The sequence below is a fragment of the Chromobacterium rhizoryzae genome (assembly GCF_020544465.1).
GTDB lineage: Bacteria > Pseudomonadota > Gammaproteobacteria > Burkholderiales > Chromobacteriaceae > Chromobacterium.
This window is the reverse complement of sequence record NZ_CP066126.1, coordinates 241,879-261,101: the sequence shown is the minus strand read 5'-3', so window position 1 is coordinate 261,101 and position 19,223 is coordinate 241,879. Positions and strand designations below refer to the sequence as shown.

Below are 19,223 nucleotides of genomic sequence, written 5' to 3'. Positions count from 1 at the left end.
CGTTCATTTCCAGTAAGCGGGGAACATGCTGAGGCGGCGCTTGAGCGCGCGCGGCAGCCAGCGTTCGACATGGCCCAGCCGGTAGCCGGCCAGCTTGAGCGCGCAGCGCAGCAGCACTTCGGGCTGCCGCCAGGGCTGGCCAGCGCGGCGGACCGTCTCCAGTTCCGAACGCACAAAGCGCCGCCCTTCCGCGCCGGCGCGGCCGAAGCGTTCGGCGATCCAGCGCTCGCGGCCGTAAAACACGCCGATGTCGAAATAACGGCGCATTTCCTCCCACAGCCCGTAATCGTGGGAATGGTGGACGCAGGCGGCGGCTTCGTAGCGCACCGACCAGCCGGCCAGCAGCATGCGGCCGGCGACGTGGGCGTCTTCGGAGCCGATCACGTCCACGGGGAAACCGCCCACCCCGCGCAGCGCCTCGCGGCGATAAGCGGCGAAGGAGTCCGAGCTGAAACAGGTCTTGATGCCCAGCTCGGCGGCGTCGGCCAGCCGCTTGGTGCGGCTGAACGGCGGATAATTGAAGCGGCGCGCGTGCGCGCCCAGCAAGCCGGCATCCGGCTGCGGCAGTTGACGGCCGTAGGCGACGCCGATGTCGTCCTCCGCCAGCAGCGCGTCGCGCAAGCGGCGCAAGGCGTCGGGGCCGGCGGGAATGGCGTCCTGGGTCAGATAGATCAGCACTTTGGCGTCGGTCAGCTCGCTGGCCAGCCGGCGGGTGCCGCCGTGATTGAAGTCCGCGGCGCGCACCGGCACCACGCTGGCGCCGGCGGCCAGCAGGCGCGCCCGGCTGCCGTCGCTGGACTCGCTGTCCAGCACCAGCCATTCGTCCGGGCGCAGGCTTTGCGCCGCCAGCGCCGGCAGCAGCCGGTCCAGATGGCGGCCGGCGTTGCGCACCGGCAGGATCAGCGCGGTTCGGCTCACGGCGCGGCCTCCGAACGGCCGTAGTCGTCGGCGAAGCGCACGATGTCGTCCTCGCCCAGATATTCGCCGCTCTGCACCTCGATCAACACCAGATCGATCAGGCCGGGATTGCTCAATCTATGGGTTTCGCCGGCGGGAATGAAGGTGGATTCATTGGTGTGCAGCAAGCGCTCTTCTTGGCCGTGGGTCACCATCGCCGTGCCGCTGACCACGATCCAGTGCTCGCTGCGGTGATGATGCATCTGCAAGGACAGCGCCGCGCCGGGCTTCACCACGATGCGCTTGATCTTGTAGCGCTCGCTGTCCGCCAGCACGGTGTAATGGCCCCAGGGCCTCTGCGAGCTCAGGTGCAGCCGCCAGGCCGGGTGGTTCTGCTCCTGCAGCCGCCGCGCCAGCTCCCGCACGTCCTGGCTGCGCTCGCGCTTGGCCACCAACAAGGCGTCCGGGGTGTCCACCACCGCCAGATTGTCCACGCCCAGCATCGCGATCAGCCGGCCGCGGCTCTGGATGAAGCAGTCCCGGCTGTCCCGCAGCAAGGCGTCGCCGCTGACGCGGTTGCCGTCCGCGTCGGCCGGGAACTGCTCGGCCAGGCTGTCCCAGTTGCCGATATCGCTCCAGCCCAGCTCGCAGCGCACCACCGCCGCGGCGCGGGTATGCTCCATCACCGCGTAGTCGATGGAAATGTCCGGGCAGCGGCCGAAGCGCTCATGCTCCAGCGCGCGCAGCCTGTGGTCCGCGTGCGGGGACGCCGGGCTGTGCGCCAGGCAGTCCCGCACCGCCGCCAGCACCTGGGGCGCGTGTTCGGCCAGTTCTGCGCACAGCGCGGCGGCGGAAAAACAGAACATGCCGCTGTTCCACAGATGACGGCCGCCGGCCAGATAGCTCTCGGCGGCGGCGCGGTCCGGCTTTTCCACGAAACGCGCCACCTCCTGGCCGTCGACGCCGATCGCCGCGCCGGCCTCGATATAGCCGAAGCCGGTTTCCGCGCGGCTGGGCGTCAGGCCGAAAACGACGATGCGGCCGGCGGCGGCCAGCCGCGCGGCCTTCTCCACCGCGGCGGCGAAAGCGGCTTCGTCTGCGATCAGATGATCCGCCGGCAACGCCAGCAGCAGCGGATCGGCCTCCGGCTCGCGCTCCAGCAGGTCCGCGGCCGCCGCCGCCAGCGCCGGCGCGGTGTTGCGCCCTTCCGGCTCCAGCAGCAGCTCCAGCGCCAGTCCGCCGGCGTTGACCGCCCGGCATTCGTCCAGGGTGCGCAGCTGCGCCTGCTGATTGGTGATGATCATCACCCGTTTCACCCCCGGCAGGCGCGCGGCGCGCAGAAAGGCTTTCTGCAACAGGCTCTGATCGTCGGCCAGCCGGATGAAGGGCTTGGGAAACGCTTGCCGGGACACCGGCCACAAACGGGTGCCGGCGCCGCCGGACACGATGCAGGGAATCAGTTCTGGTCTTGGGCTTTGCATGGCGGCCTCAATAGGCTTCGTCGGCCGAGAGCACGGCCGGCAGGGTGCGGATCAGGATGTAGGCGTCGAACCACAGCGACCAGTTCTCGATGTATTCGAGATCGTGCGCCACCCGGCGCTCTATCTTGGTCAGCGTGTCGGTCTCGCCGCGGTAGCCGTTGACCTGGGCCCAGCCGGTAATGCCCGGCTTGACCCGGTGGCGGGCGGAATATTCCGCCACCGCGTCCTCGAACAAGACGCCGGCGGCCTTGGTGGCCGTGGCGTGCGGACGCGGCCCCACCATGGACATGCTGCCGCCCAGCACATTGAGCAATTGCGGCAACTCGTCCAGGCTGGTCTTGCGGATGAAACGGCCGACGCGGGTCACGCGCGGATCGCTGCGCGTGGTTTGCGCCTCGGCGTCCGCGTCGGCCTGCTCCACGTACATGGAGCGGAATTTGTAGACCTCGATCAGGCGGTTGTTGTAGCCGTAGCGCCGCTGCCGGAACAACACCGGCCCCGGCGAATCCAGCTTGATCGCCGCGGAGATCAACAACATCAGCGGCGCGGCCAGCGTCAGCGCGCAAGCGGCCAGCAACACGTCCTCGCAGCGCTTGAGCAAGGGCGACCAGCCCTTGAGCGGCCGCTCGGAAATATTGAACATGGGCAGCCCGGCCACCGCGCTCACCCGATGATGGGCGTGCCGCAAGCCCGCCATGTCCGGCGCCAGCAGCACCGTCACCGGCAAGCGCCGCAGCAGGCTGACCAAATCCCCCATCCGCTTGACCGCCGCCCAGGGCAGCGCCACCAGGATTTGCTGCACCTCGCCCTCGCGCACCATCGCCTCCAGCCGCTGCATGCCGCCCAAATAGGGCAGGCCGGCCATCGCGTGCTGCAAACGGTCGGAGCGGTCGTCGACGAAACCAATCACGCAAGCGCGGATGTCCGCGTTCTCCCGCAGGAAACCGGCCAGCAAGTGGCCGCTGGCGGTACAGCCCAGAATCACCGTGCGTTGCAGGCCCACGCCGCGGCGCACCAGCCGGCGGCACCAGACATGCACCAGCAAGCGCTGCGACAGCAAGAGCGTCAGCGTCGCCGCGAACCAGACCGGCCACAGCCGGTCCGGCAAGGCCGCCAGCGCCGGCGACAACCCGCGCGCCAGCCACAAGACCGCAAACAGCAGCGCGCACGCCGCGGCCAAGGGCCGCAAACGCAGCTGACGCAGAAACATGCCGCCGCCGTAGACGCCAAAAGCCTGAAAAGACAGCAAGGCCAGAACGCCGGCAAGCAGCAAGACCTGCACGGCCTGCCCGCGGGCCTCCGCCGAAACCGGCTCAAGCAGCAGCAAAACGCAGCCGGGCGCCAACACCATCGCCAAATGCGTCAGCCGAGCCAGCAGCCGCAGATAGGTCAAGGTCTCGGGGTAGAACTGCACCAAGCTGTCCACATTGCGAATTCGCATCACATAAACCGTTAAGTTTAATTTGCTTAAACAAAAACGCCTTTTCAGTTTAAAATTTTGCTTAAATGTCTTTAAATCTTTTACGCAATATCGCAGCAAAGCTTCTCCGACGCAACCAGATTTGCGTTACAGTTTGAAATCTGTTGTCAAAAAGAATGTAAAGCGGGCGCTCAAGCTGACTGCGCGGCGATTTATCGATTAAAATCACGACATCACCCCAGAAGGAACGATGCGATGTATCAGTCCGATTTCACCCAATTCATCAACGGCTTCCTGGAAGAACATCCGGAAGTGGACAACCAGCGCCGCGAACTGCGCCTGACCCTGTGGGATCGTCAAGTGAACGCCGACGACCAGGAACGCTGGAAAGAATCCCGCGTACCGCAGCAACCCTATGTTTACCAGCCGGAATAAGCCCGGCTCCCCGCCTGACCCGACGCCCGCGCCGCGGGCGTTTCCGATTGCACTGCACACCCCATGACCAGCCGCACCGTGGCGCTAGACGGCGCCTTGCACGATTACCTGCTGAACATCAGCCTCAGCGAACACCCGGTGATGCGCGATCTGCGCGAATTCACCGCCACCCACCGCATGGCCAAAATGCAGATCGCGCCGGAACAGGGCCAGTTCATGGCCTGGCTGGCGCAGCTGATAGGCGCGCGCCGCTATCTGGAGATCGGCGTATTCACCGGTTACAGCGCGCTGGCGGTAACGCTGGCGATGCCGGAAGACGGCCGCACGCTGGCCTGCGACGTCAGCGAAACCTTCACCGCCGTCGCCCGCGACTACTGGGCCCGCGCCGGCGTCGCCGAGCGCATCGAACTGGTGCTGCAACCGGCGCTCGCCACCCTGCGCCAACAGCTGGACGCCGGCCAGGCCGGCCAGTACGACCTGGCCTTCATCGACGCGGACAAACCCGCCTACCGCGACTATTACGAAGCCTGCCTGCAGCTGGTGCGCCCCGGCGGCGTGATCGCCATCGACAATATTTTCCTGTCCGGCCGCGTGGTGGAGCCCAAGCCGGAAGACCCGCCCGGCGTGCATCTGATGCATGAATTCAACGCTGGCCTGAAGCACGACCCTCGCATCCGCATGTGCGTGCTGCCGGTGGGGGACGGGCTGACCCTGTGCACGCGGCAGGCCTGAGCCCCCACAGGCGACCGTGGCCATGAACTTTTCATGATCCGCCGCGGTCTGATCCGCTTCCCCCGGACACCTAGACCGGAGCCCGGTGTATCATGACCGCTTGCCAACGCTAACAGACGCTCCATGCTCAATCGCCGTCCCCGCCGCCAGATGAACCAGATGAACGTCGTGCCTTACATCGACGTGATGCTGGTGCTGCTGGTCATCTTCATGGTGACCGCGCCGATGTTCACGCCCGGCGTGATCGAAGTGCCCAGCGTGTCCCAGGCCGCTAGCATCGACACCCGTCCGCTGGAAGTGACCGTGGACGCCCAGGGCAAGATTCAACTGATAGACAACGACCGCAAGACCGACGTCGCCTCCGTCGCCGATCTTGCGGTGCAAATCCAGGCCTTGGGCGCGGCCGAACGCCCGGTGGCCATCTCCGCCGACGCCAACCTCAAGTACGCCGAAGTGGTGCAGATCGCCGACAAACTCCACCAGGCCGGCGTCAAGCGCGTGGCGCTGACGGTCAAGCAGCAGAAGCAGGGATGATGGCCGCAGTGTCCACCTCGCCGCGTCCTTGGTCGCTGATCGTTTCGGTACTGCTGCACGTCGCCGTGGTCGGCCTGCTGCTGTGGGGCGGCTTCCATTCCCAAACCCTGCAGGAACAGGCACCGGTGGCGCTGGAGCTGTGGACCACCGCGCCGCCTCCGCCCGCGCCGGCCGCGGTGGCCGAACCCAAGCCCGCGCCGGTGGCGGAACCGCCGCGCCCCGTCGTGGCCGAGCCGCCGGCCGACGTCAACCTGGGCCGCGACAAGAAACCGCCGGAACCGCCCAAGCTCAAGCCGGAACCCAAGCCCGAGCCTAAACCGGAGCCCAAGCCGGAACCGGCGAAGAAGCCCGAAGCGAAAAAAGCGGACAAGCCCGCCGAGAAAAAACCGGAGGCCAAAGCGCCGCCGGCGCCGGCCGCCAAACCGCAGGCCAAGCCCAAGCCGTCCAAAACCTACAACCCGGAAGCCGACGATCTGCTGGCCAGCCTGGACAGCCCGCGCACCAGCGGCAAGGCCAATGCGCGCAGCGATCAGGCCGGTTCGCCCAACGGCGTGGCCGGCGGCGCGGCCAACGGCTCGTCGACGGCCAAGGCCGGCTGGATCAGCCGGGTCAAGGCCAAAGTCACCCCGCTGGTGCAAGTGCCGCCGGAACTGAGCGGCAACCCCAAAGTGGTGTTGCAGGTCAGCCTGCTGCCCTCGCTGGAAGTGAACCGGGTGCAGCTGCTGCAAAGCAGCGGCAGCAAGGCTTACGACGACGCGGTGCAAAGGGCGATCTGGGAAGCGAAAACCTTCCCGGCGCTGCCGCCCGGCGCCAATTTCAACGATGGCTACCGGCAGTTCAAGATGGAGTTCCGGCCCAAGTCATAAGGCGGACCAAACACAAGCCATGATGGACCGGCTGCGGCGTCGCCTCATGCCGATAGACTGATTCGAGGGAACTAATGTCCAGCTTCAAAACTCTGTTGAATATGCTGCTCGTCACGCTGGGCCTGATGGCCGCAGGCGGCGCGCAAGCGGAAATGACCATCGAGATCGTCGGCGGCGGGGCCAATCGCCACGCCATCGCCATCGCGCCGTTCAAGGACGAAGCCAACGCCCAGGGCGGCCTGAGCCCGGTGATCAAGAACGATCTGACGATTTCCGGCGCCTTCCGCATGGTGGACGCCGCCGGCGTGGCCAATACGCCGTTTGAGCCCGCCGACATCCGCTACCCGCTGTGGCAGGCCGCCGGCGCGCAGTCCGTCGCCATCGGCAAAGTGGAGGCCGCGAGCGGCGGACAGTTGAAAATCAGTTTCCGGCTGATGGACGTCGCGCAGAAGAAGCAGCTGACCGGCGGCGAATTCACCGTCACCCCGGACCGCACACGCCAGGTGGCGCACGCGATCGCCGACATGATTTACGAGGCGATCACCGGCCAGAAAGGCTTCTTCAACACCCGCATCGTTTACGTGCTGAAGACCGGCGGCAGCTATCTCTTGCAAGTGGCGGACGTGGACGGCGGACGCGCCCAGACCATTCTGCGCTCCAGGGAGCCCATCATCTCCCCCAGCTGGAGCCCGGACGGCGGACGCATCGCCTATGTGTCGTTTGAAAGCAAGAAGCCGGTGGTCTGGGTGCAGAGCCTGGCCACCGGCCAGCGTTTCGCCGCCGCCAACTTCAAGGGCAGCAATTCCGCGCCGGCCTGGAGCCCGGACGGCGGCAAGCTGGCGGTGGTGCTGACCACCAGCGGCAATTCGCAGATTTACGTGATCAACGCCAACGGCGGCGGCGCGCGCAGGCTGATGTACAACGGCGGCATCGACACCGAGCCCACATGGAGCCCGGACGGCGGCAGCTTGTACTTTGTCTCCGACCGCGCCGGCGGCCCGCAGATCTACCGCGTGTCCGCCGATGGCGGCAACGCCCAGCGCGTCACCTGGGAAGGACGCTACAACGTGTCGCCCAAGGTGTCGCCGGACGGCAAGACCCTGAGTTACATCCGTCGCGAGGGAGGCAACTTCCGCGTGATGGCGCAAGACCTGGCCACCAACGACAGCCGCGCGCTGTCGGACAGCGGCTACAACGAACGCCCAAGCTTCGCCCCCAACGGCCGCATGGTGCTGTACGCCAGCGACGCCGGCGGCAAGAGCGTGTTGTACGCCGCCACCACGGATGGCAGCAGCAAAGTGAAATTGGCCGTGATCAACGGCGATGTACAGGACCCGGCTTGGGGCCCATTTAATCGTCCTTAATTGGAGCTATTGATATGAACTGGAAACAACTCGTCCTCGGCACCGCCACCGTTACCCTGCTGGCCGCCTGCGCCAGCACCAAACCGGCTGACACCACCGCCGGCACCCAGCAGCCCACCACGCCGCAGACCACCGCGCCGGTGGACACCGGCAGCGGCAACCAGAATCAGGTGTCCGTGGATCCCTTGAACGATCCCAACAGCCCGCTGGCCAAGCGCAGCGTCTACTTCGGCTTCGACTCCTCCTCCGTTGACGCCAGCGGCAAGCCGGTAGTGGAAACCCACTCCGCCTACCTGAAGCAGAACGCTGACAAAAAAGTCATCATCCAGGGCAACACCGACGCCCGCGGCAGCCGCGAATACAACCTGGCCCTGGGTCAGCGTCGCGCCGAAAGCGTGAAAAAGGCGATGGAAGTGCTGGGCGCCAAGGAAAGCCAGCTGGAAGCGGTCAGCTTCGGCAAGGAAAAACCGCGCGCCACCGGCAACACCGACGCGGACTTCGCCGAGAACCGTCGCGCCGACATCGTGTACCAAGGCCACTAAGCCCAAACCGCCGGCCCGATTCAGGGCCGGCTTTTACAGCCGGACATCGGGCGGATGCGTTTTCACGCGCTTGCCGTTAAGATATCCGGCTGTATTCATTGCCACCCACCTTACAAGCGTCGTCCCCTCCGGGCCGGACGGCGGGACATCCCGGGACAACCATGAAACGGCTCACCCTCTGCAGCGCGCTCTTGCTGGTTCTCACCGGCTGCGCCACCACCGGCGATCTGGAAGAAACCCGCCGCCAGCTGGACCAAGTCAACCGCCAGGCGTCCACCCGGCTCAATGAAGTGGAAAGCAAGCTTTCCAATGAAAAGCTGTTGGAAATGGTCAGCCAGCTGGAAGCGATGAAGGCTGAAGTGGCCAAGCTGCGCGGCGACGTGGAAGTGCTGAACTACAATCTGCAAACCACGCAGAAGCGCCAGAACGATCTGTACAACGATCTGGACGGCCGATTGGGCCATCTGGAAAACAGCGGCGCCAAGCCCATGCCCGCCACGCACGGCGACGCGGCCTCCGGCTCCGCGGACGGCGGCGCCGCCACCAGCCCGGATTACGACAAGGCGCTGAACCTGCTGCGCGCTCGCGACTTCGCCAAAGCCGCCGACGCGCTGCGCGGCTTCATCGAACAAAACCCGCAAGCGCCGCAAGTGGCGGAAGCCACTTACTGGCTGGGCGTGTCCCACACCGCGCTGCGCCAATACGACGCCGCCATCGACATCCATCGCCGCTTCGTCGAGCGGTTTCCGGACAACCACTTCGCGCCGGAAGCCCTGCGCAATATCGGCAATTGCCAGCGCGACCTAGGCCAGATGGACCAGGCCAAAGCCACTTACAAACGCCTGATCAAACTGTATCCCAAGACGGACTCCGCCCAAAAAGCGCGCCAACAACTGGCAAAAATGTAACACCCCGGCCGGCTCCCCTCCGGCCGTCATGCCCCATTTTGAAGCCAGCCCGCCGCGGCTGGCTTTGTCTTCCGCGTCGTTTCCGTCGCCGGCAAATAGCTGATTTTTCAATAAAAAATTAAAACACAAATAATTATAACCAATGGTTATCCGCTCGCCGCACCAAAATGGCGCAGCGCTCCGCCTCCCTCTCCTTCCGCCGCCTCCGCGCCCGCTTGCCTTATCCATGCGTTTTCTCTACCAAACATGCTTATCGCATGACAATATATTCGTTCTGGGTTTAAACCCAGGATAAAAATACAAACGACAAGATCTACAAAGGAGTTACCCGTGATGAGAACCACACAAGCAAGCGGAACCCAATGGTTCCGGCTTGGCGCTATCGCCGTGGGCGTAGCGCTGATCGGCGGCCTGTCCGGCTGCGAAGACGACGGCAGCGGCAGCCAGCCCGGCGACGGCTCCAGCCATCATGGCGGCAGCGGCCGCCTGGCGGTGGACATCTTCGGCAACCGCGGCGGCGTGCTGACCGCGGTGCCCAGCGGCCTGTGCCTGGGCCAGCCCCGCGTGCAATGGAGCAACGGCGCCCGCGGCTTCAGCGTCGAAGACAGCGCGCCGGACCAGCCGCTGACCGCCACCGTCAGCTGCGCGCTGACCAGCGCCAGCCAGACCCTGGTGCCGCAAAACGTGTTCAGCGCGCCGTCGGTGTTCGCCGTGCTCAAGGCGGACCGCACGCTGGCGGTCTGGGGCAGCCGCCGCCTGGGCGGCGACACCTCCGCCCTGCCCGCCCAACCCAAGGACGTGGTGGCGGTGGCCGGCAATGAACGCGCGATGGCCGCGCTGCAGGCCGACGGCACCGTCGTCGGCTGGGGCCGCGCCGGCTCCGGCGCCAGCTTCGCCGGCCCGGTGGGCGTAGGCAGCGCCGACGCCACCTCCCCGGTGGCGCCGCTGGGCAAGATCGCCAAGCTGTGGCCCACCAAACGCGGCTTCGTCGCGCTCAACGGCGACGGCAGCGCCACCAGCTGGGGCAATATCGAAACCACCTTCGACGGCAGCGGCGGCTCCAAATCCATCTCCTCCTACTTCGACGCCGCCCGACTGGCCGCGCTGAAGGACGTCGCCAGCGTCAGCCACAATCTGGGCGCGGTGGCGGTGCTGAAGAAGGACGGCAGCGTGCTCGCCTTCGGCGATCCCAATTCCGGCGGCGACGCCTCGCCGCTGGCCGCCAAACTCAACAATGTGGCCAGCATCGCCGCCACCGATTACAACTTCGCCGCGCTGAAAAAAGACGGCAGCGTGGTGGTGTGGGGCCTGAACTGGGACGGCCAGACCAGCGACTACTACGACGGCAGCGAGCCCATGCCCGCCGGCGTCAGCGCCGTGCAGACCAACCTCAACGTCTTCGCCGCGCTGAAGCAGGACGGCTCGGTGGCCACCATAGGCAGCGCCTACTTCGACCGCGGCGCCGACACCGGCCCGGTGGCCGGCAACCTGGCCGGCGTGGCCAAGCTCTACGCCAGCAAGACCGCCTTCGCCGCCTTGCGCAAGGACGGCAGCGTGGTCACCTGGGGCGACAGCGCCCGCAACGACGCCAGCGGCGTGCAACACCAGCTCAACCGCGTGCGCGCCATCGCCTCCACCGAACTGGCCTTCGCCGCGCTGCGTCAGGACGGCAGCGTCGTGACCTGGGGCGACGAACTGCGCGGCGGCGACAGCAGCGCCGTGCGGCACCGCCTGCGCGATGTGGTGGCCGTGTTCGCCAACGACTACGCCTTCGCCGCCTTGAAGGCCGACGGCAGCGTGGTCACCTGGGGCGCGCCCACCCACGGCGGCGACAGCTCCGCCGTCCGCTCGCGCCTGGTCAATATCCGCGCCATTTACAGCACTCCGCTCGGCGGCTTCCTCGCCGTGGCCAAGGACGGCAAGTTCGTCGCCTGGGGCAGCCCGTCCGCCGGCGGCAATGCCCCGGCCGGCCTCGCCGCCATCCCCTACGTCAAGAACTAAGCCGTCGCCGCATTGGAGCAATAACACATGAACCGCAAAACCTCGCTGTCCCTGCTGACCGCCGCGCTGCTGGCCGGCGCCGGCGCCGACATCGCCGCCGCGGCGCCCTCCGCCGCCGGCATCACCGGCATCATCGTCAAATACCACAGCGTCTCCCAGCTGCAACTGACCCAGGCTCGCATCGCCAACGGCGGCCGCGCCCCGTCCAGCCGCCCGGCGGATTTCGCCGCCCGCACCCAACGCGTGCAGCAACTGAGCGGCAGCCCGCTGCAATTCCATCACCAGATGGGCACCGGCGCCTACGTCTATCAAAGCGGCAAGGCGATGAGCGTGGCCGAAGCCCAGACCCTGGCGCGCAAGATCCAGCAAGACCCGGCGGTGGAATACGCCGAGCCGGACTTCGTCATGAGCCCCAACTACCTGCCCAGCAGCCCGCTCTACGCGGCCAAGCAATGGGATATGCAGGCTAGCGCCGGCGAACCGGGCGCGATGAACCTGCCGGCCGCCTGGGACCTGTCGCTGGGCGCCGGCGTCACCGTGGCGGTGCTGGACACCGGCTACCGTCCGCACGCCGACCTCAAGCCCAATCTGCTGGAGCCGGGCTACAACTTCATCTCCGATCCCAAGCGCGCGCGCCTGCCGGCGGTGGCGCAGACCAATGCCGACGGCAGCCCGCTGCTGGACAGCAACGGCCAACCGGTGCAAAACGCGCGCACCAACAACGGCCTGGATCAGGGCGATTACAGCGACGGCAGCCTGTGCCGCGCCGGCAACAGCAGCTGGCACGGCACTCACGTGGCCGGCACCATCGCCGCGGCCGCCGGCGACGCCAACGGCCTGACCGGCGTGGCGCCCAAATCCAAGCTGCTGCCGCTGCGCGTGCTGGGTCAATGCGGCGGCGCCAGCTCGGACATCGCCGACGCCATGCTGTGGGCGGTGGGCGCCACCGTGCCCGGCGCGCCGGTCAACGCCAATGTGGCGCGGGTGCTGAGCATGTCGCTGGGCGGCGCCCAGCCGTGCAGCCGCACCTATCGCGACGCCATCCAGCAGGTCAACGCCCGCAACGGCGTGGTGGTGGTGGCCGCCGGCAACGCGATGAAGAACGTGCGCAACACCAACCCGGCCAGCTGCCCCGGCGTGATCACCGTCGCTTCCAACGGCAAGTCCGGCGGCATCGCCTCCTACTCCAACTACGGCGCGATCACCACCGTCACCGCGCCGGGCGGCGACCTCAACAGCGGCGACCCCGGCATCTACTCCACGCTGAACAGTGGTACTACCGTGCCGGGCGCGGACAGCTACGCCGCCTTCCAGGGCACCTCCATGGCCACGCCCCACGTGGCCGGCCTGGTGGCGCTGATGCTGTCCTCCAACCCCAGCCTCAACTGGAAAGCGGTGCGCAACATCCTGATCAAGACTGCCCGCCAACCGGCGGCGGATTGCGAAGGTTGCTCCGCCGGCATCACCGACGCCGCCGCCGCGGTGCGCGCGGCCAAAGCCAACTAAGCCGGCCGGCGGTCGGCGCCCCGGCGCCGGCCGCCGGTTCGCTTGCGGCTTCCTTTCCCTGCACACCGGGAGCCTGCCGCCGCGGCTCTGGCCCAAAACCAGACGGCGGCGGCTTTTTTCTCAACGCTTTCAGGGCGCGCTTACGATCTCGCGAACCAAGACATGACATGGCGTTGCGGTGGGGAAAGCGGAATGCGCACACGGTACACGAGCATTTTGAATGCCATACTCACCGTGCCACGTCTCACGACGCGCAGCAGATCGTAAACAGGTTCTTAGGTATCATTCAGTATCCAAACCCATCCCGCCGCGAGCCCGCCATGCCTCTGCCCACCCCGCCCCTGCCGGATTCCCTATCCCTTGCCGCCTTCCTCCTATTGGCCCTGGCCTTGCTGGCCGAAAGCCTGCGCCTGCGCTGGCCCTCCCGCCTGGCCGCGCTCAGCAGCGCCGGCGTCGCCGTCGCCTGCGGCCTGGTGCAGCCCTTGGGCGCCGCGGCCCTCCTCGCCGCCCTCGCCGTCAGCCTGGCCGCGCGCCACTACCGGCGGCCGGAGCTGTGGCTGGTCTGGATCGCGCTGCTGCTGGCGCTGGCGCTGCACGCCTTGCCCGGCTTCGACAACCCCTTGCTGTGGCAGGGCCTGAGCACGCCGAACAGCGCGCCCTACCGGCTGTACTGGAGTTACGACAAGGGCGCCGCCGGCTGGCTGCTCTTGATGGTGCTGGCCGCCAGCCCGCAAGTGGAACGGCGCTGGGGCCCGGCGGCGGCCGGCGTCGGCGCGCTGCTGCTGCTGGTCGTGCTGGGCCTGGCCAGCGTGGCCGGCGTCATCGCCTGGGCGCCGAAATGGCCGCATTGGCTGCTGCCCTGGCTGTTCGCCAACTTCTTCCTGGTTTCGCTGGCGGAGGAAGCCTTCTTCCGCGCCGGCCTGCAACGCTGGCTGGAGTTGCGCACCGAACCCTTTCCCGCCCTGATGGCCGCCGCGGTGGCTTTCGGCCTGGTCCACGTCGCCGGCGGCTGGGTCTGGGTGGGGCTCGCCACCCTGGCCGGCCTGGGTTACGGCCTGGTCTACGCCGCCACCCGCCAGGTCTTGTGGGCGGTGCTGGCCCATGTCGCCTTCAACGCTGTGCACCTGATTCTGTTCACTTATCCGCGGCTGATGTGATATGCCCTAAGTACCTTGATGTCAAAATAAAAAACCATAACGGCAGCAGGCCCCAATCGGGTAAAATCCCGGCTTTAGCCTCAACCAGCGAGCTTCTCCGCCATGATTGAAGTCGGCATCGTGATGGGTAGCAACAGCGATTGGGAAGTCATGCAGAACGCCGCCCGCGTGCTCAAAGACTTCGGCATCGCCTGTGAAACCCGCGTCGTCTCCGCCCACCGTACTCCCGACCTGCTGTTCCAATACGCAGAAACCGCTGCCGAGCGCGGCCTGAAGGCCATCATCGCCGGCGCCGGCGGCGCCGCCCACCTGCCGGGCATGCTGGCCGCCAAGACCCATGTGCCGGTGCTGGGCGTGCCGGTGCCGTCCAAATACCTGCGCGGCGAGGATTCCCTGCTCTCCATCGTGCAAATGCCCAAGGGCATCCCGGTGGCCACCTTCGCCATCGGCGAGGCCGGCGCCGCCAACGCCGCGCTGTTCGCCGTGGCCATGCTGGCCGCCACCCGCCCGGAACTGGCGGAACAACTGATCGCCTTCCGCCGCAAGCAAGAAGAAACCGTGCTGGCGATGACCCTGCCGGAGATCGAATAATGGCCGCCATCCTGCCCCCGGCGATGCTGGGCATCCTGGGCGGCGGCCAGTTGGGCCGCATGTTCGCCGTGGCCGCCAAGACCATGGGCTACCGCGTCACCGTGCTGGACCCGGACGAAGCCGCGCCGGCGGCGGACTTCGCCGACCGCCACCTGTGCGCGCCGTTCAATGATCCGGCCGCGCTGGAAGACCTGGCCAAGAGCTGCGCCGCCGTCACCACCGAATTCGAGAACGTCAACGCCGACGCGATGCGCCTGCTGGCCAAGACCACCCGCGTGTCCCCGTCCGGCGACTGCGTCGCCATCGCCCAGGACCGCATCGCGGAAAAAGCCTGGATCGCCAAGGCCGGCCTGCCCACCGCGCCCTATCTGGCCATCCAGAGCGTGGAAGACATCCAGGTCGAACTCTCGCCCTATCTGCCCGGCATCCTGAAAACCGCGCGTCTGGGCTACGACGGCAAAGGCCAGGTGCGGGTGAGCACCGCGGCCGAGGCGCGCGCCGCCTACGCCAACCTGGGCGGACAGGCCTGCGTGCTGGAAAAAATGCTGGACCTGCAACTGGAAGTGTCCGCCATCGTCACCCGGGTCAGCGCCACTCAGAGCGCGGTGTTCCCGGTGGCCGAGAACATCCACGCCGACGGCATCCTGGACGAATCCATCGTGCCGGCGCGCATCAAGCCGGCGCTGGCGGCCGAAGCGCAAGCCATGGCGATGCGGCTGGCCGAGGCGCTGGACTACGTTGGCGTGCTGGCGGTGGAATTCTTCGTGCTGGCCGACGACAGCCTGGTGGTCAACGAGATCGCGCCGCGGCCGCACAACTCCGGCCATTACACGCTCACCGCCTGCCTGACCGACCAGTTCCAGCAACAGGTGCGCGCAATGTGCGGCCTGCTGCCGGGCCGCACCGAGCTGCTCAGCCCGGTGGTGATGGTCAATCTGCTGGGCGATGTGTGGAAGGACAACGGCGCCCAGCCCAATTGGGACGTGCTGGCGGAAGCGCCCAACGCCCAACTGCATCTGTACGGCAAGAAAAGCGCGCGCCCCGGCCGCAAGATGGGCCACTTCAATGTGATGGCGGCTACGGCCGACGAAGCCTTGGATCAAGCCCGGGCCTTGAAGGACACTTTGTAAGCGCATGGCGAAACCTCAGGGTTTCGCCATTTTTCCGCCATGAAGCTGAACGGACTGAATCACCTGACCCTGGCGGTGCGCGATCTGGAGCGCGCCTGGGACTTCTACGCCCTCACCCTGGGCTGCCAGCCCCATGCGCGCTGGGACGGCGGCGGTTATCTGAGCCTGGACGGCCTGTGGCTGTGCCTGTCCTTGGACCCGGCCGCCGCGCCAGCCCCCGGCTACACCCACTACGCCTTCGGCGTGGACGCCGCCGACTTCCCGGCCTGGCGCGAACGCCTGGCCGCCGCCGGCGTCCGCCAATGGCGGGACAACCGCAGCGAAGGCGACTCGCTCTACTTCCTGGACCCGGACGGCCATCAACTGGAACTGCACGTAGGTACGCTGGCCTCGCGGCTGGCCGCCTGCCGCGCCCGCCCTTACGCCGGCATGCGCTTCTTCGACGAGGCGCCGGAATGAACGCCGACATCGCCGCGCTGCGCGCCGGACTGAGCGCCGTCGCCGTCCCGGAACAGGCCGCGCCGATGCGCGCCTATATGCGCGGGCAGTTCGACTTTCTCGGCGTGCCCACGCCGGCGCGCCGCAAGGTGTCCACGCCCTGGATCCGCGCGCTGAAGACCCAAACCGCGGAATACTGCCTGGAGCTGGCCGAACAACTGTGGCGGCAGCCGGAACGCGAATTCCAATACGCGGCGGTGGACCTGCTGACCGAGCGCGCCGAGGCACTGCCGGCCGCCAGCCTGCCCCGGCTGCTGACCCTGGCCGCCGCCAAGCCCTGGTGGGACTGCGTGGACGGCTTGGCCGCCTGGGTGGTCGGCACGCTCGCGCGCCAACACCGCGATCTGCAACACGATATGGACGCGCTCAGCGGCGATGCCGACTTCTGGCTGCGCCGCGTCGCCATCCTGCACCAGCTGCGCTGGAAAACCGACACCGACGCCGAACGCCTGTTCCGCTACTGCGCCGCCAATGCCGGCGACGCCGAATTCTTCATTCGCAAGGCCATAGGCTGGGCCTTGCGCGAATACGCTTACACCGACGCCCGCGCCGTGCGCGCCTTTGTCGCGGCCACGCCGCTATCCGGGCTCAGCCGGCGCGAAGCCTTGAAACACATTGCCCGCTCCACCGAGGATTTCCGATGACCGGACTCAACACCACCCAACTGACCAGCTTGAAGAAAATCTACTCCGGCAAGGTCCGCGACCTGTACGAGATCGACGACCAGCGCATGCTGATGATCGCCACCGACCGGCTGTCCGCCTTCGACGTGATCCTGGACGACCCCATTCCCGGCAAGGGCCAGATCCTCACCGCCATCTCCAACTTCTGGTTCGACAAGCTCAAAGATCTGGTGCCCTGCCACCTGACCGGCGACGCGCCGGAAGACGTGGTCTCCGCCGCCGACCTGCCGCAAGTGACCGGCCGCGCCGTGGTGGCCAAGCGCCTGAAACCGGTGCCGATCGAAGCCGTGGTGCGCGGCTACCTGGCCGGCTCCGGCTGGAAGGAATACCGCCAGAGCGGCACCGTCTGCGGCCTGGCGCTGCCGGCCGGCCTGCGCGAGGCCGACAAGCTGCCCGAACCCATCTTCACCCCGTCCACCAAGGCGGCGGTGGGCGACCACGACGAAAACATCAGCTACCAGCGCTGCGAGGAAATCGTCGGCGCCGAACTGGCCGCCCAGGTGCGCGACACCGCGATCAAGCTCTACCGCGCCGCCGCCGAATTCGCCGCCAGCCGCGGCATTATCATCTGCGACACCAAGTTCGAGTTCGGCCTGGACGAAAACGGCGTGCTGACGCTGATGGACGAGGCGCTGACCCCGGACTCCAGCCGCTTCTGGCCGGCGGACAGCTACGCGCCGGGCGGCAACCCGCCGTCCTTCGACAAGCAGTTCGTCCGCGACTGGCTGGAAGCCTCCGGCTGGAACAAGCAGGTGCCGGCGCCGACGGTGCCGCTGGAGGTGCGCGAGAAGACCGCGGCCAAATATAAGGAAGCGCTGGACAGGCTGACCGCCTGAGAACCTGCTTACGATCTGCTGCGCGTCGGCGATACGGCGTTGAAAACCGTTTCAAAATGCTCATGTACCACGCGTACATTCCGCTTTCTCAGCCGTTTTCGCCTTGTCTCGCCTTAGCTCGCGAGATCGTAAACAGGTTCTAAGTACCAACCTAAGCCCCGCCTCGGCGGGGCTTGCTTTTTAAGCCGTTTCATATGACATTGGCGACTCAATCCCGCGACAGGAAACCCCGATGAAAACCGCCCTGCTGATCATCGACGTGCAAAGCGGCATGTTCGACCACGAACCCCGCGCCGACCACGCCGACGCCGTCATCGCCCGCCTCAATCAACTGGCCGCCGCCGCGCGCGCGGCCGGAACGCCGGTGGTCTGGGTTCAGCATGAACGCGCCAGCGCGCCGCTGATCCACGGCTCGGCGGAATGGCAGCTGGCCCGCGGCCTGGACGCCCAGCCGGACGACCACTACCTGCGCAAGACCACGCCGGACTCCTTCCTGCGCACCGGCCTGCATCAGCAACTGCAACAATGGGGCGTCGGCCAACTGGTCATCGCCGGCTACGCCAGCGAATTCTGCATCGACACCACCACCCGCAGCGCGGCGGCCCACGGCTACGCCATCATCCTGGCCAGCGACGCGCACACCACCCACGACAAGGACCACGCCAGCGCCGCCCAAATCCGCGCCCATGAAAACGCCACCCTGCCCAAGCTGGGCAGCTTCGGCGTGCCCATCCTGCTGCGCGCGGCGGCCGAGATCGCCTTCCCCGCCAAGGCCTGACCGCCCCGCATGCCCATCGCCCAGCCCACCCTCAACACGCCGCGCCTGCAGCTGTTGCCGGCTCAGCCGGCGCAGGCGCGCGCGATGCTGGATTTCCACGTCCGCAACCGCCAGCACTTCGAACCCTGGGACCCCAAGCCCGGCGACATGTTCTTCACCGAGCTGTACTGGACCATGCAGCTGCGCCAGCGCGCGCGCGACTGGGAAGAAGGCCGCGGCGGCCGCTTCCTGCTGGCCCTGCACGCCGAGCCGGAACGGGTGATCGGCAGCGTCGGCCTCAGCAATATCAGCCGCGGCGCCTTCCAGTCCTGTCATCTGGGCTATGGGCTGGACCAGCACTGCCAGGGCCAGGGCCTGATGCGCGAAGCGCTGGAGGCGGTGATACGCTGCGCCTTCGACACCCTCAGGCTGCACCGGGTCCAGGCCAACTACCAGCCGCACAATCTGCGCAGCGCCGGCCTGCTCAAGCGGCTGGGCTTCGAGATCGAAGGCCACGCCAAGAACTACCTCTATCTGAACGGCGCCTGGCGCGACCACGTGCTGAGCTCGCGGCTGAATCCGGACTTCGACCCGGAACACATGCTGGCCTGAGCGCCTGTCCACCATCCGCTGCGCATCAGTAGGACGAGTAGCCACGCTAAAAGCCTGTGCACGACCTGTTCAGTGTTTTGGCCCTGGCTTGGCGCACAGGAAACCGCCTATCCGAAGCGCCCCAAACCTCTTCAAGACCGCCGCGTGGGTATCGCTGCGCTCCACCCACCCTACCCCTGGCCAACGACCGCGCGTAGGGTGGGTGGAGCCGCAGGCGATACCCACCGGCACCCGCGGTTGAGGATCACGCCAACCAAAGCGAAACAAGGCCTT

20 protein-coding genes are annotated in these 19,223 nt (G+C 67.0%); 17 read left to right on the top strand and 3 right to left on the bottom strand.

The genetic code is table 11. The features are described 5' to 3' along the window. Positions 1 to 3: 3 nt before the first annotated feature. Genes JC616_RS01100 through JC616_RS01090 form a run of 3 tightly spaced genes read right to left on the bottom strand, consistent with a single transcriptional unit; the run spans position 4 to position 3,819 of the window. Positions 4 to 918 (bottom strand): glycosyltransferase family 2 protein, encoded by a 915-nt coding sequence (locus JC616_RS01100; protein ID WP_227106297.1) that lies wholly within the window; start codon positions 916 to 918, stop codon positions 4 to 6. Next, a complete protein-coding gene (locus JC616_RS01095) occupies positions 915 to 2,378 on the bottom strand; it encodes a mannose-1-phosphate guanylyltransferase/mannose-6-phosphate isomerase (RefSeq protein ID WP_227106295.1) in 1,464 nt (487 codons plus the stop codon). The genes JC616_RS01100 and JC616_RS01095 overlap by 4 nt, the downstream gene beginning before the upstream one ends. 7 nt (positions 2,379 to 2,385) lie before the next feature. Continuing rightward, on the bottom strand, positions 2,386 to 3,819 hold the full coding sequence (locus JC616_RS01090; RefSeq protein ID WP_107801480.1) for an undecaprenyl-phosphate glucose phosphotransferase: 1,434 nt from the start codon (positions 3,817 to 3,819) through the stop codon (positions 2,386 to 2,388). 234 nt (positions 3,820 to 4,053) lie between these two features. Here JC616_RS01090 and JC616_RS01085 point away from each other — a divergent pair, with 234 nt between their 5' ends. From JC616_RS01085 to JC616_RS01005, 17 genes are all read left to right on the top strand, one after another. Beyond that, complete coding sequence (locus JC616_RS01085; protein ID WP_227106293.1) at positions 4,054 to 4,233, top strand: DUF3460 family protein; 180 nt, start codon at positions 4,054 to 4,056, stop codon at positions 4,231 to 4,233. A gap of 63 nt (positions 4,234 to 4,296) precedes the next feature. Further along, a complete protein-coding gene (locus JC616_RS01080) occupies positions 4,297 to 4,965 on the top strand; it encodes a class I SAM-dependent methyltransferase (RefSeq protein ID WP_227106291.1) in 669 nt (222 codons plus the stop codon). A 123-nt stretch (positions 4,966 to 5,088) separates the two neighbouring features. Next, positions 5,089 to 5,499 (top strand): biopolymer transporter ExbD, encoded by a 411-nt coding sequence (locus JC616_RS01075; RefSeq protein ID WP_227106289.1) that lies wholly within the window; start codon positions 5,089 to 5,091, stop codon positions 5,497 to 5,499. Then, positions 5,496 to 6,365: an energy transducer TonB gene (locus JC616_RS01070; protein WP_227106287.1), complete on the top strand. Its 870-nt coding sequence runs from the start codon at positions 5,496 to 5,498 to the stop codon at positions 6,363 to 6,365. The genes JC616_RS01075 and JC616_RS01070 overlap by 4 nt, the downstream gene beginning before the upstream one ends. 74 nt (positions 6,366 to 6,439) lie before the next feature. Further along, positions 6,440 to 7,729 (top strand): Tol-Pal system beta propeller repeat protein TolB, encoded by a 1,290-nt coding sequence (gene tolB, locus JC616_RS01065; RefSeq protein ID WP_227106285.1) that lies wholly within the window; start codon positions 6,440 to 6,442, stop codon positions 7,727 to 7,729. 14 nt (positions 7,730 to 7,743) lie between these two features. Then, positions 7,744 to 8,271: a peptidoglycan-associated lipoprotein Pal gene (gene pal, locus JC616_RS01060; RefSeq protein WP_107801475.1), complete on the top strand. Its 528-nt coding sequence runs from the start codon at positions 7,744 to 7,746 to the stop codon at positions 8,269 to 8,271. Positions 8,272 to 8,432: 161 nt separating this feature from the next. Further along, on the top strand, positions 8,433 to 9,179 hold the full coding sequence (ybgF, locus tag JC616_RS01055) for a tol-pal system protein YbgF (protein ID WP_227106282.1): 747 nt from the start codon (positions 8,433 to 8,435) through the stop codon (positions 9,177 to 9,179). A gap of 333 nt (positions 9,180 to 9,512) precedes the next feature. Then, complete coding sequence (locus JC616_RS01050; protein ID WP_227106280.1) at positions 9,513 to 11,180, top strand: RCC1 domain-containing protein; 1,668 nt, start codon at positions 9,513 to 9,515, stop codon at positions 11,178 to 11,180. A 27-nt stretch (positions 11,181 to 11,207) separates the two neighbouring features. Then, positions 11,208 to 12,686, top strand: a complete 1,479-nt coding sequence (locus JC616_RS01045; RefSeq protein ID WP_107801472.1) for a S8 family peptidase — start codon at positions 11,208 to 11,210, stop codon at positions 12,684 to 12,686. A 320-nt stretch (positions 12,687 to 13,006) separates the two neighbouring features. Continuing rightward, a complete protein-coding gene (locus JC616_RS01040) occupies positions 13,007 to 13,843 on the top strand; it encodes a CPBP family intramembrane glutamic endopeptidase (protein WP_146176772.1) in 837 nt (278 codons plus the stop codon). Between the two features lie 102 nt (positions 13,844 to 13,945). Then, positions 13,946 to 14,434: a 5-(carboxyamino)imidazole ribonucleotide mutase gene (gene purE, locus JC616_RS01035; RefSeq protein WP_191186231.1), complete on the top strand. Its 489-nt coding sequence runs from the start codon at positions 13,946 to 13,948 to the stop codon at positions 14,432 to 14,434. Beyond that, a complete protein-coding gene (locus tag JC616_RS01030; protein ID WP_227106279.1) occupies positions 14,434 to 15,564 on the top strand; it encodes a 5-(carboxyamino)imidazole ribonucleotide synthase in 1,131 nt (376 codons plus the stop codon). Before purE ends, JC616_RS01030 begins: the two co-directional genes overlap by 1 nt. A 39-nt stretch (positions 15,565 to 15,603) precedes the next feature. Next, entirely contained in the window at positions 15,604 to 16,023 is a 420-nt protein-coding gene (locus JC616_RS01025; RefSeq protein ID WP_227106277.1) for a fosfomycin resistance glutathione transferase, read from the top strand. Further along, positions 16,020 to 16,706 carry a DNA alkylation repair protein gene (locus JC616_RS01020; RefSeq protein WP_227106275.1) on the top strand — a complete coding sequence of 229 codons (687 nt, stop codon included), beginning with the start codon at positions 16,020 to 16,022 and terminating at the stop codon, positions 16,704 to 16,706. Before JC616_RS01025 ends, JC616_RS01020 begins: the two co-directional genes overlap by 4 nt. Next, complete coding sequence (locus tag JC616_RS01015; RefSeq protein WP_227106273.1) at positions 16,703 to 17,581, top strand: phosphoribosylaminoimidazolesuccinocarboxamide synthase; 879 nt, start codon at positions 16,703 to 16,705, stop codon at positions 17,579 to 17,581. The genes JC616_RS01020 and JC616_RS01015 overlap by 4 nt, the downstream gene beginning before the upstream one ends. 232 nt (positions 17,582 to 17,813) lie before the next feature. Further along, on the top strand, positions 17,814 to 18,359 hold the full coding sequence (locus tag JC616_RS01010; RefSeq protein ID WP_227106271.1) for a cysteine hydrolase family protein: 546 nt from the start codon (positions 17,814 to 17,816) through the stop codon (positions 18,357 to 18,359). Between the two features lie 9 nt (positions 18,360 to 18,368). Continuing rightward, on the top strand, positions 18,369 to 18,950 hold the full coding sequence (locus tag JC616_RS01005) for a GNAT family N-acetyltransferase (protein ID WP_227106269.1): 582 nt from the start codon (positions 18,369 to 18,371) through the stop codon (positions 18,948 to 18,950). Positions 18,951 to 19,223 lie beyond the last annotated feature (273 nt).